The 13410-nt window shown below is 62.6% G+C and carries 11 protein-coding genes; all 11 read right to left on the reverse strand.

Going from position 1 to position 13410, the window contains the following annotated elements; translation table 11 throughout:
• Positions 1 to 65: 65 nt before the first annotated feature.
• The 11 genes from ACLEJR_RS22950 to ACLEJR_RS23000 all read right to left on the reverse strand — a co-directional run bounded on the left by ACLEJR_RS22950 (position 66) and on the right by ACLEJR_RS23000 (position 13391).
• The gene (locus ACLEJR_RS22950; RefSeq protein ID WP_440816712.1) at positions 66 to 1670 is read right to left on the reverse strand and encodes a methyl-accepting chemotaxis protein; all 1605 of its coding nucleotides are present in this window, start codon (positions 1668 to 1670) and stop codon (positions 66 to 68) included.
• Between the two features lie 177 nt (positions 1671 to 1847).
• Positions 1848 to 2252 carry a TraR/DksA family transcriptional regulator gene (locus tag ACLEJR_RS22955; protein ID WP_024780047.1) on the reverse strand — a complete coding sequence of 135 codons (405 nt, stop codon included), beginning with the start codon at positions 2250 to 2252 and terminating at the stop codon, positions 1848 to 1850.
• A gap of 327 nt (positions 2253 to 2579) precedes the next feature.
• A complete protein-coding gene (locus tag ACLEJR_RS22960) occupies positions 2580 to 3602 on the reverse strand; it encodes an ABC transporter permease (protein ID WP_245144579.1) in 1023 nt (340 codons plus the stop codon).
• 145 nt (positions 3603 to 3747) lie between these two features.
• Positions 3748 to 5301, reverse strand: coding sequence for a sugar ABC transporter ATP-binding protein (locus ACLEJR_RS22965; protein WP_440816715.1), 1554 nt, complete (start codon positions 5299 to 5301; stop codon positions 3748 to 3750).
• A gap of 64 nt (positions 5302 to 5365) precedes the next feature.
• Positions 5366 to 6292 (reverse strand): sugar ABC transporter substrate-binding protein, encoded by a 927-nt coding sequence (locus tag ACLEJR_RS22970; protein WP_440793516.1) that lies wholly within the window; start codon positions 6290 to 6292, stop codon positions 5366 to 5368.
• A gap of 52 nt (positions 6293 to 6344) precedes the next feature.
• A complete protein-coding gene (locus ACLEJR_RS22975; RefSeq protein ID WP_440793517.1) occupies positions 6345 to 6488 on the reverse strand; it encodes a hypothetical protein in 144 nt (47 codons plus the stop codon).
• Positions 6489 to 6610: 122 nt separating this feature from the next.
• The gene (locus ACLEJR_RS22980) at positions 6611 to 7681 is read right to left on the reverse strand and encodes a Gfo/Idh/MocA family protein (protein ID WP_440816718.1); all 1071 of its coding nucleotides are present in this window, start codon (positions 7679 to 7681) and stop codon (positions 6611 to 6613) included.
• 314 nt (positions 7682 to 7995) lie between these two features.
• Complete coding sequence (locus tag ACLEJR_RS22985; RefSeq protein ID WP_440816721.1) at positions 7996 to 9006, reverse strand: Gfo/Idh/MocA family protein; 1011 nt, start codon at positions 9004 to 9006, stop codon at positions 7996 to 7998.
• A 29-nt stretch (positions 9007 to 9035) separates the two neighbouring features.
• The gene (iolD, locus tag ACLEJR_RS22990; RefSeq protein ID WP_440816724.1) at positions 9036 to 10967 is read right to left on the reverse strand and encodes a 3D-(3,5/4)-trihydroxycyclohexane-1,2-dione acylhydrolase (decyclizing); all 1932 of its coding nucleotides are present in this window, start codon (positions 10965 to 10967) and stop codon (positions 9036 to 9038) included.
• A 57-nt stretch (positions 10968 to 11024) separates the two neighbouring features.
• On the reverse strand, positions 11025 to 11855 hold the full coding sequence (locus tag ACLEJR_RS22995) for a TIM barrel protein (protein ID WP_440793525.1): 831 nt from the start codon (positions 11853 to 11855) through the stop codon (positions 11025 to 11027).
• A gap of 33 nt (positions 11856 to 11888) precedes the next feature.
• On the reverse strand, positions 11889 to 13391 hold the full coding sequence (locus ACLEJR_RS23000; protein WP_440816727.1) for a CoA-acylating methylmalonate-semialdehyde dehydrogenase: 1503 nt from the start codon (positions 13389 to 13391) through the stop codon (positions 11889 to 11891).
• Positions 13392 to 13410: the final 19 nt, after the last annotated feature.

Genomic DNA, 13410 nt, shown 5'->3' on the forward strand with positions numbered 1-13410 from the left:
GCTACGCAGCCCAACGGGGATGAATCCCCTCGCCACGGGTTTGGCGTTTATTCATAGGGAGAGCGTCACCGCGGTTTCTCGGGTTTGTAGCCCAACCGCAAGCCTCCCCAATGACGTCCCTTGACCATGATCGGCACCGAAAGGTCGTGCATCAACTCGCCGGTGTCGCGAGTGTAGGTCTGCAGCAGTACCGGTTGCTGGTGGCTGCCGCAACGGATCCCCGTGCGGTCGGAGAATTTGCGCTTGGTGCGGTTGTTCAGCGTGTCCACCTGAGGGTCGCCGGTCAGCGGCTGGCTGAATACGTTGTTGTGGGTCGGCACATAACCCTGCTGTGTGCAGGCAATCGCAAACACCAGCCCTTCATGGCGGCTGAGCAGCGGCTCCTGGATCGGCGGCAGTACCTGGTCGGTGTAGCGGTCGAAACGGGTCTGGTACTTGGCCGGCTGGGTATTGGGAATGGCCTGGTAATTACGATCGAACAGATCATCCACGCTGATCCGGCCCTGGTCGATATCGGCCTCGAACTGCGCCGCGATCCGGCTCGCCCCTTCCCGGGCCAGGTCATAGACCCGCTGGTGATAATCGTCCAGACCCACCTCAGCCAGGCGCTCGCTGATGGTTTCGGCCTGGCCTTCCATCTGCACGGCCGCCTCGGCCAGGCGCTGGGTCTGCTGGTCACTGACGGACAGGTCGCTGCGCATCTGCTCGATGGCATGGAACAGACTATCGAGTTGCTCTCGATTGGTGTCGGTGCCTTGAGCGATGGCGCTGACCTGGGTCTCCACTCCCTCCGCCAGCCGGGCGATGTTCTCCAAGTGCTGGCCGGTGTGCTCGACCTGCTGCACGCCGCTGTCCAGGTCGCCAGCCAGCTGGCGGATCTGCTCCACCACCTGGGCAGTGCGCTGCTGGATATCCGCCACCATCACTCCGACCTCGCCGGTCGCCGCCGCCGTGCGCCCGGCCAGGCCACGGACCTCGTCGGCCACCACCGCAAACCCGCGACCATGCTCACCAGCCCGCGCCGCCTCGATGGCCGCGTTCAGCGCCAGCAGATTGGTCTGGCTGGCAATCGACTGGATCACCAGGCTAACCCGTTGGATTTCATCGCTGCGCACGCTCAGGGCCTCGATCAACTCGCGGCTGTCGTTGGCCCGCTGGCTGAGTTGGTGCATGCGACTGATGGACTCCACCAGCTCGCTGCGCCCGGCGACGCTGCTGCGATGAGCTTCGCTGGCGGCACCCAGGGCCTGCTGGCTGAGTTGCGAGGTGGCCTGCTCGGTAACGATCATCGATTCGGCGCTGCTGACGATCTGCGCCGCCGCATCGAGCTGGGACTGGACCTTACCGGCCAATTGCTTGACCGAATAGGCGACACCAGCCGCCGACAGAGCGTTATGGCTGGTGGTGTAGGACAAATCACGAGTCAGTTCGGCCAAGCTGTCGGTCGCAGGCACAGGCGTGGCGGCGATTCGCGAGCGCAGGCTGGGCAACCAGACAGTCAGCATGGCGAACGGCAGGACCAGGTATAACGACCACCCGCCCAGGGCCATGCCACACAACAGCACGACCAGGGCGAGACTCTGCAAGGTTGGCGTGAGCCAACGCACCGTGTTTATCGCCCCAGGCACCGAGGCCGGCACCGCACCCGTCAGAGATCCGTCTGTCGCCATGTTCGTCACCCACACTTCTCGTTGTTATGACCGCATTAAACGCCACTACCGAGCCATTATCCATGGTCCATTAGTCGCGTTCTTGCAGCAAATCAACGGTAGTAGAGAAACCGCCGGGAGACGAAAACAAAAGATCGCAGCCTTCGGTGAAAGGCTGCGATCCTTGGCTGGAACGAATCAGGCCTGACGCTGGTGCTTGTCGATCTGCTCGTGACGTTCCTGCGCTTCGATGCAGTACTTGGTGGTCGGGCTGATCAGCAGGCGCTTGAGGCCGATGGGCTCGCCACTGTCGTCGCACCAGCCGAAGCTTTCGTCGTTGATGCGGTCCAGGGCCTGCTCCAGCTGGGGCAGCATGCGCTGGTCGCGATCGATGGCGTTGACCAGCCAGGTGCGCTCTTCTTCTACGGAAGCAGCGTCGGCCGGGTCAGCCGGGGAATCCAGGCTCTCAATGGCGATTCGGTTCTGTTCGATGCGCTCGTGGGTTTCGACTTTCATGTTCTGCAACAGCTTGGTGAAGAAGGCCAGCTGCTCGGCATTCATGTAGTCATCCGCCGGCATGGCCAGCAACTTTTCCTTTGTCATTGATATCTCTATAAAAAACGTGCATTAAGGCGAATTATGGAGCGTCCCGCAGCGCAGCAGCCACGCTCATCGGGAAAGGCGCCGTCGATTCCAAGCGCCACCCGGCACTCAATTTACGAGGGGCGGCAGTCTAAGGCCGAGTCGAGGCGTCAGCAACCGAAAACGTAGGGAAAATATCCGACAACCCCTTCAAATGTTTTCTGACAAGCTCTCGGCGGTCATCGGAGTGCGTTTATAACAAGAAATTCGTTGTAATGGCTGTATTAAGAAGACAAATGGCAACGCCACGCGGGTCAGGCGTGGCGCTTTGTCGCAGCGAACAGATGTTCAGCGCTTGAGTTTGCGCTTGTTGCGGTACTGGTCGATGACCACCGCCACCACGATGATCAACCCCTTGATGATGTCCTGGATGTAGGCATCGACGCCGACAAAGGTAAATCCGCTGGCCATCACCCCGAGGATCAGCGCGCCGATCACAGTCCCGGTGATGCGCCCCACCCCGCCGGCCAGGCTGGTGCCGCCGATCACTGCCGCGGCAATCGCATCCAGCTCGTAGGACATGCCCATGCCGGCCTGCCCGGTCGCCGCCCGCGCCGAGGCGACCACGCCGGCCAGCCCCGCGAGCAGCCCGGCGATGCTGTACACGATCACCAGGTGCCGCTTGACGTTGATGCCCGACGTGCGTGCCGCCTGCATGTTGCCGCCAATCGCATAGGTGTACTTACCGTACTTGGTGTAGCGCAAGGCGATGTGGAAAATCACCGCCACCACCAGGAAAATGATCACCGGCATCGCGCCATGGCCAATGGCGGTGTAGGAGTCGGATAACATGCTCACCGGCTGGCCTTCGGTGTAGTAGCGCGCCAGGCCGCGGGCCGAGACCATCATGCCCAGCGTGGCGATAAACGGCGGGATACCCGTGACCGCAATGATGCTGCCGTTGATCGCCCCCGCCAGCAGCCCCACCCCGAGCCCCGCCGCCACCGGTATCCACACCGGCAGGTCGGTCAGCGAGGGAAACACCGCCCGGGCGAAGTCCGAGGTCTGGGCCAGGCTGGCGGCTATCATCGCCGACAGCGCCAGGACCGAGCCGGACGACAGGTCGATACCGGTGGTGATGATCACCTGGGTCACGCCGATGGCCAGCAGGCCGATGATCGACACCTGCAGGATCATTAGCACCAGACGCTGGGAGTTCATCAGGAAACTCTGGTCGCGCATGATCCAGCCAAACAGTTCGAACACCAGGCCGATGCCGATCAGCACCAGGAAGATACTCAGTTCCGTAGGCAAGCGCCGGCGCGTCCTGGCCGGGGCGGCCGCGGGTTTGTTTTCCAGTATCGCGTTCATAGCCATCCACCTTTTTATTCTCTGGCGAGGGGTTGTTCTTTGCCGGGAGGTGTCGCGGCTCGGAAAACGGGGCCGCTTCGCGGCCCAGCGGGAGCAAGCTCCCTCGCCACAATTGTGCTCGACTTCATTTTTTGAACCGGCTGCGTCAGCAAAGGCCCGAGGCCAGTTGCATGACCCGCTCCTGGGTCGCTTCGCTGCGGTCGAGGGTGCCCATCAGGTCGCCTTCGTGCATCACCAGCACGCGGTCGCTCATGCCCAGCACCTCCGGCAGTTCCGAGGAAATCATGATCACCGCCATGCCTTCGCTGGCGAGGTAGGCGATCAGCCGGTAGATCTCGGCCTTGGCACCGACGTCGATGCCGCGGGTCGGCTCGTCGAGGATCAGGATCCGCGGGTTGGTCATCAGCCAGCGGGCGAGCAAGGCCTTCTGTTGATTGCCCCCGGACAAGGTGTCGATGCACTGTTCCAGGGACGGGGTCTTGACCCGCAGTTTCTTGCACATGTCTTCGCACAAGGCGCGCAGGGCTTTCTGCTGGATGAAACCGTTGCCGACGTAATGTGGCAGCACGGCCATTTCCATGTTCTCCAGTACCGACAGGCACGGGAACAGGCCGCTGAGCTTGCGATCCTCGGTCAACAGGGCAAAACCCTTTTCGATCGCCATGTGCGGGTCGCTGATGCGCACCGGCTGGCCGTCCAGGAGGATTTCACCACCGGTGGCCGGGGTCACGCCGAAAATTGCCTCGGCCACGTTGGTCCGGCCCGAGCCCATCAACCCGGCGATGCCAAGGATCTCGCCGGCATGCAGGTCGAACGACACGCCTTGGAAGACGCCGTCCAGGCTCAAGTCGCGCACCGACAGCACGCGCTCGCCAATGGGTTTTTCCCGCTCCGGGAACAGTTGGCTCAGTTCACGCCCGACCATCATCGAGATCAGGCTGTCGCCGTCCATGCTGTCGGCCCGTTGCAGGCCGATGTAGGCGCCGTCGCGAAACACCGCCACTTCGTCGGCGATGGCGAACACTTCGTTCATTTTATGGGTGATGTAAATGATGCCTTTGCCTTGGGCCTTGAGGTCGGCAATGATCGAGAACAGGTGGGCGACTTCGGTTTCGGTGATGGCCGAGGTCGGCTCGTCCATGATCAGGATGTCGGAGTCGTAGGACACGGCCTTGGCAATCTCCACCATCTGCCGCTCGGCGATGCTCAGGTTGCCCACCTGCTCCTCGGGATCGAGGTTGATCCGCAAGCGTTCCAACAGCCGGGCGGTGCAACGGTGCATCTCGCCATGGTCGATCATGTGCAGGCTGTTGAGCTGCTCACGGCCGATCCAGATGTTCTCGGCGATGCTCATGTGCGGCATCAGGTTCAGTTCCTGGTGGATCATCGCAATGCCGGCCTGCAGGGCCGCCAGGGGCGTGTCGAAGGTCACCGGCTTGCCCCGCAGGCGCAGCTCACCGGCGTCCGGCTGGTAGATGCCGGCGATGATTTTCATCAGGGTCGATTTGCCCGCGCCGTTTTCCCCCATCAGCGCCAGCACGGAGCCGGGGCGTACCCGCAGCTGTACATCGGACAAGGCCACCACACCGGGAAAGCCTTTGCTGACATTGACGACTTCCAACAGGTAGGGCTCGTCAGGCTGTGCGTACGGCTGGGCAAACATTGCCGGGGCGCTCGATGCAATCGCTGAAGCAAACATGACCAGGTACTCCCTCGGCAAGGCCGCCGTGGCGACCTTGCCTGCTTGTTATTGGGGTGAGGCTTTATTTGAATTGATCAACGTTTTGCGGGGTGATCAACCGATACGGCACCCAGACGGCCTGCTCGACCGGCTGCTTCTTGACCATTTTCACCGCCGTATCGATCGAACCATCGGCCTGACCCTTGGCGTCCTGGAACACCGAGACGGTCATTTCGCCCTTCTTGATCGCATTCAAACCATCCGGCGTACCGTCGACCCCTGCGATCAACACGCTGCCCTGCTTGGTGCCTGCCTGCTTGAGCGCCATGGCCGCGCCAATCGCCATCTCATCGTTATTGGCGACCACCGCCTGGAATTCGCGGCCCTGGGTCAGCCAATCATTGACCAGGGTCATCCCCTTGTCCCGCAACCAGGTGCCGGTCTGCTCCTGCTCGATCTTGATGTCGGGATACTTGGCCAACACCTCCTTGACGCCCTTGGTGCGGTTGGTGGTGGAGTTGTTCGCCAGGTCACCCAGCAGGATCACGATGTCGCCCTTGCCGCCCATCTTGTCGGCCAGATACTGCATCTGCATGCGCCCGGCTTCCAAGTCATCGGAAGCCACGGTGACCACGCCCGCCGGCAGTTTCAGGTCGTCGGGACGGCGGTTGACGTAGACCAGTGGAATCCCCGCCGCTACTGCCGCCTTGGTGATGCGTTGCGTCGCGGCGGTGTCCACCGGGTTGACGATGATCGCGTCGACCTTCTGGCTGATGAAGCTTTCCACCTGGCTCAGTTGCTTGACCACATCGCTGCGGGCGTCTTCGAACTGCAAGGCGACCCCTTCCGGGAACGACTTGGCCTTCTTGTCCATGGATTCGCGCAGGTAGGTCAGCCAGGTGTCATCGAACTGCGACATGCTGACGCCGATCTTCAGGTCCGCCAGGGCAGCGCCGCTAGTGAGCATCAATGACAGGGCCAGCGAGGCGATACGGGTCTTGGTCTTCATGAACGGTCTTTCTCCACATTCTTGTTGGTTTTTATGGATAAGGCGTGACGGATCAGCGACGAGGCAAACAGACGATGGGCGCACCGGGCATGCAGCACACCACGGCGCCGTTGCGCTGGATGCACAAGGATTCGAACAGAGGAAGGATGGCGGATAGGCGACGCAGTTTGAACGCAGAACGGTTGAAGGTTTTCATCGACGGTACCTGCTGTGTTTCTTGTTTTTGTTTAATTCCTCACCCGTAGACGCACACTTGCGCGGGGTGGGAAAAGGATGTCGGTAACCTGGAAAAGACTTTATTGGAAAATATTTTCCACATCAACTCATTTTAGAATTTATTTCGTTTTTTGTTCCATGGCCCACTGGCACGGGTAAAACCATGACTTTGCCCTGCTCGGCGCTCTGCCGGGCGGCATCGAGAATGCGGGTATTCGCTAGAGCATCGCGGGCCTCCACCGGCAGCGTTCCGACGCCTTGCAATGCGGCTTGCAGGCCTTGATAGAAGGCCATCCAGCACCCTCGCTCCGAGGTCACGCGCTCACGCTCGGCGCCCTGTTCGAACCAGCCCCAGCGCCGATGCTCTTCGGCACCCCAGCGTTCACCTTCGGTCGCCGGGCTCAGACCGGCCAGGGCCTGGTCCTCTTGCCCATCCAGGCCCTCCACGGTGTAGGAGCCCTCGGTGCCGCTGACGCGAAAACGCGGCCGCGGGGCGTTCTGCAAGCAGTGGCCGCTCAGATGGGAAACCACACCGTTGATGTGGCTCAGGGACATGAAGAAACCGTTGTCGAACACCTGGCCTGGCTCCCGGTACTCCATCTCGGCGTAGACCCGCACCACCGGCCCGAACAGTTGCAGCGCCTGGTCCACCAAATGGCTGCCGAGGTCGCGCAGCAATCCGCCTCCGCTGGCCTTGCCAACCGATGACGGCGAGTAGCGCTCGATGCTCGATTCAAAACGCGTGACTTGCCCCAGTGCGCCGGAGGCCAGGAGCTTGCGTAAGGTCAGGAAATCGGAATCCCAGCGACGGTTCTGGTAGACGCTTAACGGTACGTTGCGCTGTTCGGCAGCACGTACCATGGCCTCGGCCTCTGCAGCGTCATGGGCGAAGGGTTTGTCACTGACCACCGCCACACCCGCCTCGATGACTTGCATCACCACGGCCGAACGCGCGTCCAGCGGCGTCGACACCACCACCGCATCGACACCGGCGGCGAGCAATTGCTCAAGGGTGTCGAAGGCCTGGACGTGCGGATGATCGCCGGCCAGTTGTTGGCGCCGCTCGGCGGAGCGGGTCACCACCCCGACGAACGTCGCCCCCGGCAGGCTGCGGATCAGCGGCGCATGAAAAAACCGCCCTCCCTTGCCATAGCCTACTAGTCCGATTCGCATGCAAGCTCCTTATTAATCAATGCATCAACTCAAGCTCTGTGGAAGCAGCTCCACCTGGGAAAACCCAGTCCCCCTGTGGGAGCGAGCCTGCTCCGGGCGGCGATCCGACGATGGCGGTGGGTCAGTCAACATCTTTTCTGAATATCAGTCCGTCATCGCGAGCAGGCTCGCTCCCACAATTTGGACCGAATGCCTTCGGGAGAACGCGTCCCCTTGTGGGAGCGGGCTTGCTCGCGAAGGCTGTGGTTCAGCCGACATCTTTTTTGAATGTCAGGCCGCTTTCGCGAGCAAGCTCGCTCCCACAGGGATCCGGGTCAGCCGTAGAAACGAGGGCGCTCGGGCAGTTCGATCCTGACAATCTCCCCGCTCTGCTGCGCGGCGATGCAGGCGTCCGCCGCCACGGCCGCGGCGTAGCCGTCCCAGGCCGACGGGCCGCCTACCTGGCCGGCGCGGACGCCGTCGATGAAGGCTTGCAATTCCACGTCATAAGCCGCGATGAAGCGGTCCTTCCAGTCCATCAGGATCGCATTGGACAGCTTGGCGCCACTGCGCAGTTGCACCTGGGACGGTTCCGGCAGCCTGGCGATGCCGGTCTCTCCTACCACCTCGCACTGGATGTCATAGCCGTACTGGCAGTTGACGAACACTTCCACATCGATGCGCGTACCCCGGGCGGTTTCCAACAGAACGATCTGCGGGTCGCGCAGGTGAGCCAGGGCCTTGCTGGTCTTGCGCGGGAAGACCACCTGCACCGAGACATAGTCATCGGCCAGCAGCCAGCGCAGCACATCCAGCTCATGGATCAAGGTGTCGGTGATCGCCATGTCAGTCTTGTAGTTTTCCCCCACCCGCGGATTGCGATGGGCACAGTGCAACATCAGCGGCTCACCGATCTGGCCACTGTCGATCACTGCCTTGAGCGCCCGATAGCCTTCGTCGTACGGGCGCATGAAGCCGACCTGCACCAGGCGCGTGCCATGGGCCACCTCAGCCTCGACGATGTTACGGCAACCTTGCGCGGTGACCGCCAGGGGCTTTTCACAGAACACCGGTTTGCCGGCCGCAATCGCCGCCAGCACGAACTCCTCATGGCTCGGTCCCCAGGACGTGACCAGGACCGCCTCCACTTCCGGCGCCTTGATCAAGGCATGGCCGTCCGGGTAGACCTCGGCGGTCAGCTTCAAGTCCGCCACCACCTGCGCCGCCTGGGCGAGGTTGATGTCGGTCACCGCCACCACCTCGCTATTGAGCAAGGTCTGGCTGCAACGACGGATATGGTCCTGGCCGATGGCCCCGGTGCCGATGACGCCCAGCTTCAAAGACATGAAAAACTCCTTTCCTAGGGATGGGGCAATTAGTACTGACGGGCCTGGGCCAGTCGCTCGTTGAGTGCCTTGGCAGCGGCTTCGGTGCGGGCGCTGGTGGAGACTTGCGCCACGCCGACCCGCCACCACGACAGGTAGCCGTGGATCATGGTCTTGGGCAGGACCTTGATGTCGATCAGGGTCGAGACCGTTTGCAACCGCGCATCGGCCAAGGCCGCGTGCAGTTCGTCGAGGTTTTTCACCTTGTAGGTCTTGCAACCGTAGGCCGCCGCGCTCATGGCGAAATCCACCGGCACGAAGCCACCGTCGAGCTTGCCGGTGTCCGGATTGCGGAAGCGGAACTCGGTGCCGAAGCTGTCCATGCCGTTGCCCATCTGCAGGTTGTTGATGCAGCCGAAGGTCATGTTGTCCAGCAGCACCACGTTAATCTTGCGCCGCTCCTGGATCGAGGTCGCCAACTCCGAGTGCAGCATCATGTAGGAGCCATCGCCCACCAGGGCATAGACCTCTTTGTCCGGCTCGGCGAGCTTGACCCCCAGCGCGGCGTTCACCTCATAGCCCATGCACGAATAGCCGTACTCCAGGTGATAGGTGTTCACGCCTTTGCTGCGCCAGCTGCGCTGCAAATCGCCGGGCAGGCTGCCGGCGGCGGCGACGATGATCGCGTCGTCCGCCATCACTTCATTGAGGGTGCCGAGCACGCGGCTCTGGGTCAGGCAGGAGCCGGTCAGTTCGATGAATTCGCGCAACACCGCCGGGTCCATGCCGTCGTTGATCTCGGGGACGAAATCCTGGGTCTGATAATCCGCCTGATAGACCCGGTCCACCTCGGCTTCCAATTGAGTCTTGGCCTCGGCGACCCGCCCGCCCCATTCTGCGCGGTAATCCCCCAGCGCGGCAGACAGCGCTTGCAGCCCCGCGCGGGCGTCGGCGAGCAGTTGCACGCCGTCCAGTTTCAGGGCGTCGCACGGGCTGATATTGAGATTGAGAAACTGCACCTCCGGATGCTGGAACAGCCACTTGGACCCGGTGGTGAAATCGCTGTAGCGGGTACCGATGCCGATGATCAGGTCCGCCTCCTTGGCCAGCAGATTGGCCGCCAGGCAGCCGGTCTCACCGACGCCGCCGACATTAAGCGGATGGCTGGACAACACCGCGCTCTTGCCGGCCTGGGTCTCGGCGAACGGAATGTCGAAGCGCTCGGCGAAGGCTTGCAGCTCAGCATTGGCGCCGGAGTAGCGCACTCCGCCGCCACAGATGATCAAGGGTCGGCGCTTGCCCTTGAGCAGCGCCAGGGCATCACCGAGCATCGCTTCGGTAGCCGGACGCCGATCAATGCGATGCACGCGTTTCTGCAGGAAATAATCCGGGTAGTCGTAGGCCTCGGCCTGGACATCCTGGGGCAGTGCCAGGGTCACCGCGCCGGTCTCGGCCGGGTCTGTCAGCACGCGCATGGCGTGAATCGCGGCGCTCATCAGTTGCTCGGGACGATTGATGCGATCCCAGTATTTGCTCACCGACTTGAACGCATCGTTGGTGCTGATGCTCAGGTCATGGAACTGTTCGATCTGTTGCAGCACCGGGTCCGGCTGGCGACTGGCGTAGACATCGCCGGGTAACAGCAGTAACGGGATGCGGTTGGCCGTCGCGGTGGCGGCGGCCGTCAGCATGTTCGCCGCGCCAGGGCCGACCGACGAGGTGCAGGCGTAGATCTTGCGCCGCAGGTGCTGCTTGGCAAAGCCGATGGCGGCATGGGCCATGCCCTGCTCGTTGCGCCCCTGATGCACCAACAGCTCGCCGCTGTCCTGCTCCAGCGCCTGGCCCAGGCCCAGCACGTTGCCGTGGCCGAAGATGGTAAAGACCCCGGCGACGAACTTGCTCTGGACGCCATCGACCTCGACGTACTGGGTATCGAGGAATTTCACCAGGGCCTGGGCCATGGTCAGTCGTGTTGTGGTCATGCTTGCACCTTGTCTGGAATGCAAATGGCTGGCCGACTCATTTCCCCTGTGGGGATTTCATTGTCTGGAGGCCTGCGGATTTTGCAGGTGGTTCATACTCGCCCCCAACGCCTGGCGAATGTCGGCCAGTTCATGGACGCTCCTGGCGAACGGTTCGAAGGACAGGTAGCCGTCGTAGCCACCGGCCCGTAAGGCTTCGATCTGCGCGGCGTTGCCCAGGATGTCGTCCGCGCCGACCAGCACCCGATGGCCGTCGCGGATGGTCGCCAACGGGGCCTGGGCATCCTCGACGCCGGAAATGTGCACGAGCGCGGTCAGTTCGGGGAACAGCTCCTGTTCCCCCGCCAGGTGATGGTGGAAGGTGTCGTGCACCAGGCGAAACACATCCAGCCCGCCGATGGCCTTGATCGCTTCCACTGCCGGGCGCTTGTGCCGCAGCGAACACTCTTCGAACCCCAGTGGCTCGATGAAGCCGTAGATGCCAAAGGCCCGCAGGATCGGCGCCAGCTCGCTGAGGGCCTTGCGCAACCCCGCCGCACGCTCAGCCTCCGTGCGTGAGTCAGCGGGGTCGTTGAGCGGACACATCACCAGCCCCTCGGCACCGCACTCGCGGGCATAGTCAGCCAGGCGCACGGCCTGGGCCCGACGCTCGTCGTTCCACACATCGAACGGGTAAAGGGCATTGATCGACAGCACCTTCACGCCGCGCTCTTCGCACAGCTGGCGAACCCGGACCGGCGACATGCCGTCCTCGATCTCGATGCCCTTGAGATCGTTGCGGATCTCGATGGCGTCGGTTTTCAACGCCAGGGCCAAGTCAATGAACGCGGGCAGCGACAGGCGCGGAGCGACCATTCGGTTCAGGGCAAAACGCAGGGGCTTGTTCATTGTTGTTATCCCTCCGGCATTCGACAAAACAGGTTATTGGGCGGTCGGCATACTGAACTCGGGGCCCTTGGCGATGCTGTCGGGCCAGCGTTGCATCACGCTTTTGTAGCGGCTGTAGAAACGCAGGCCTTCCTCGCCATAGGCGTGATGGTCGCCAAACAGCGAGCGCTTCCAGCCACCGAAGGAATGCCAGGCCATGGGCACCGGGATCGGCACGTTGATTCCCACCATGCCGACCTTGATGCTGCGGGCGAACGCCCGGGCGATCCCGCCGTCACGGGTGAAGCAGGACACGCCGTTGCCAAATTCGTGGGCATTGATCAACGCCACGGCGCTGGCGAAATCCGGCACGCGGACGATGCCCAGCACCGGGCCGAAAATTTCCTGCTGGTAGATGCTCATCCCAGGGGTGACTTGGTCGAACAGCGTCGCGCCAACGAAAAAGCCCTGTTCGGCGCCCGGCACTTTCAGACCTCGCCCATCGACAATCAATCGGGCGCCTTCAGCCACCCCGGCGTCAATAAAGCCTTCTACCTTGGCCTTGTGCTCGGCGGTCACCAGCGGTCCCATGTCCGTGCCGGGTTGCTCGCCATTACCCACTTTCAATTGATCAATGCGCGGCAACAGACGTGCAATCAATTCGTCTGCCACGTCGCCCACCGCCACCGCGATGGAGATTGCCATGCAGCGCTCGCCGGCCGAGCCGTAGGCCGCGCCGATCAGCGCGTCGGCGGCCTGATCCAGGTCGGCATCGGGCATGACGATCATGTGATTTTTCGCACCGCCCAACGCCTGCACCCGTTTGCCGTGGGCCGTGCCTTGCCGGTGGATGTATTCGGCGATGGGGGTCGAACCGACAAAGGAAATCGCTTCGATGTCCGGGTGCTGCAACAGCGCGTCCACCGCCACCTTGTCGCCCTGGACCACGTTGAACACACCGTCCGGCAACCCGGCTTCGGTCAGCAGCCGGGCCATCAGCAGGCTGGCCGACGGGTCGCGCTCCGACGGCTTGAGGATGAAGCAGTTACCGGCCACCAGTGCCAGGGGAATCATCCACAGCGGCACCATCACCGGGAAGTTGAACGGCGTGACGCCAGCGCACACGCCAAGCGGCTGGCGCAGGTTCCAGTTGTCGATGCCGCCGCCGATGTTGTCGCTGAAATCGGTCTTGAGCAGGCTCGGCGCACCGCAGGCGTATTCGACGATCTCGATGCCACGGGTGACTTCGCCATGGGCGTCGGACAGGACCTTGCCATGTTCGCGGCTGATAATCCGCGCCAGCTCGTCGTGATGGCGGTCAAGCAGTTCCTTGAACTTGAACATCACCCGCGAGCGGCGCAGCGACGACTGCTCGGACCAGGCCGGGAACGCCGCCAGCGCCGAGGCCACCGCTGCGTCGACGGTGCCGGGCTCGGCCAGGGCGACCCGGGCCTGCACCGCGCCGGTGGCCGGATTGAAGACGTTGCTGAATCGCGCGCCGGTGCTGTCCTGCACCTGGCCGTTGAGATAATGGCCGACTACCGGGAGCTCACTCATTGCTCTTGTTCTCCGTGAA

Origin of the sequence: Pseudomonas sp. SMN5 (assembly GCF_052041925.1) — a bacterium.
In the GTDB taxonomy this organism is placed as follows: domain Bacteria; phylum Pseudomonadota; class Gammaproteobacteria; order Pseudomonadales; family Pseudomonadaceae; genus Aquipseudomonas.

Coding starts and splice junctions, on each gene's coding strand:
- ACLEJR_RS22950 (WP_440816712.1), bottom strand. CDS start 1,670: ATGGCGACAGACGGATCTCTGACGGGTGCGGTGCCGGCCTCGGTGCCT.
- ACLEJR_RS22955 (WP_024780047.1), bottom strand. CDS start 2,252: ATGACAAAGGAAAAGTTGCTGGCCATGCCGGCGGATGACTACATGAAT.
- ACLEJR_RS22960 (WP_245144579.1), bottom strand. CDS start 3,602: ATGAACGCGATACTGGAAAACAAACCCGCGGCCGCCCCGGCCAGGACG.
- ACLEJR_RS22965 (WP_440816715.1), bottom strand. CDS start 5,301: ATGTTTGCTTCAGCGATTGCATCGAGCGCCCCGGCAATGTTTGCCCAG.
- ACLEJR_RS22970 (WP_440793516.1), bottom strand. CDS start 6,292: ATGAAGACCAAGACCCGTATCGCCTCGCTGGCCCTGTCATTGATGCTC.
- ACLEJR_RS22975 (WP_440793517.1), bottom strand. CDS start 6,488: ATGAAAACCTTCAACCGTTCTGCGTTCAAACTGCGTCGCCTATCCGCC.
- ACLEJR_RS22980 (WP_440816718.1), bottom strand. CDS start 7,681: ATGCGAATCGGACTAGTAGGCTATGGCAAGGGAGGGCGGTTTTTTCAT.
- ACLEJR_RS22985 (WP_440816721.1), bottom strand. CDS start 9,006: ATGTCTTTGAAGCTGGGCGTCATCGGCACCGGGGCCATCGGCCAGGAC.
- iolD (WP_440816724.1), bottom strand. CDS start 10,967: ATGACCACAACACGACTGACCATGGCCCAGGCCCTGGTGAAATTCCTC.
- ACLEJR_RS22995 (WP_440793525.1), bottom strand. CDS start 11,855: ATGAACAAGCCCCTGCGTTTTGCCCTGAACCGAATGGTCGCTCCGCGC.
- ACLEJR_RS23000 (WP_440816727.1), bottom strand. CDS start 13,391: ATGAGTGAGCTCCCGGTAGTCGGCCATTATCTCAACGGCCAGGTGCAG.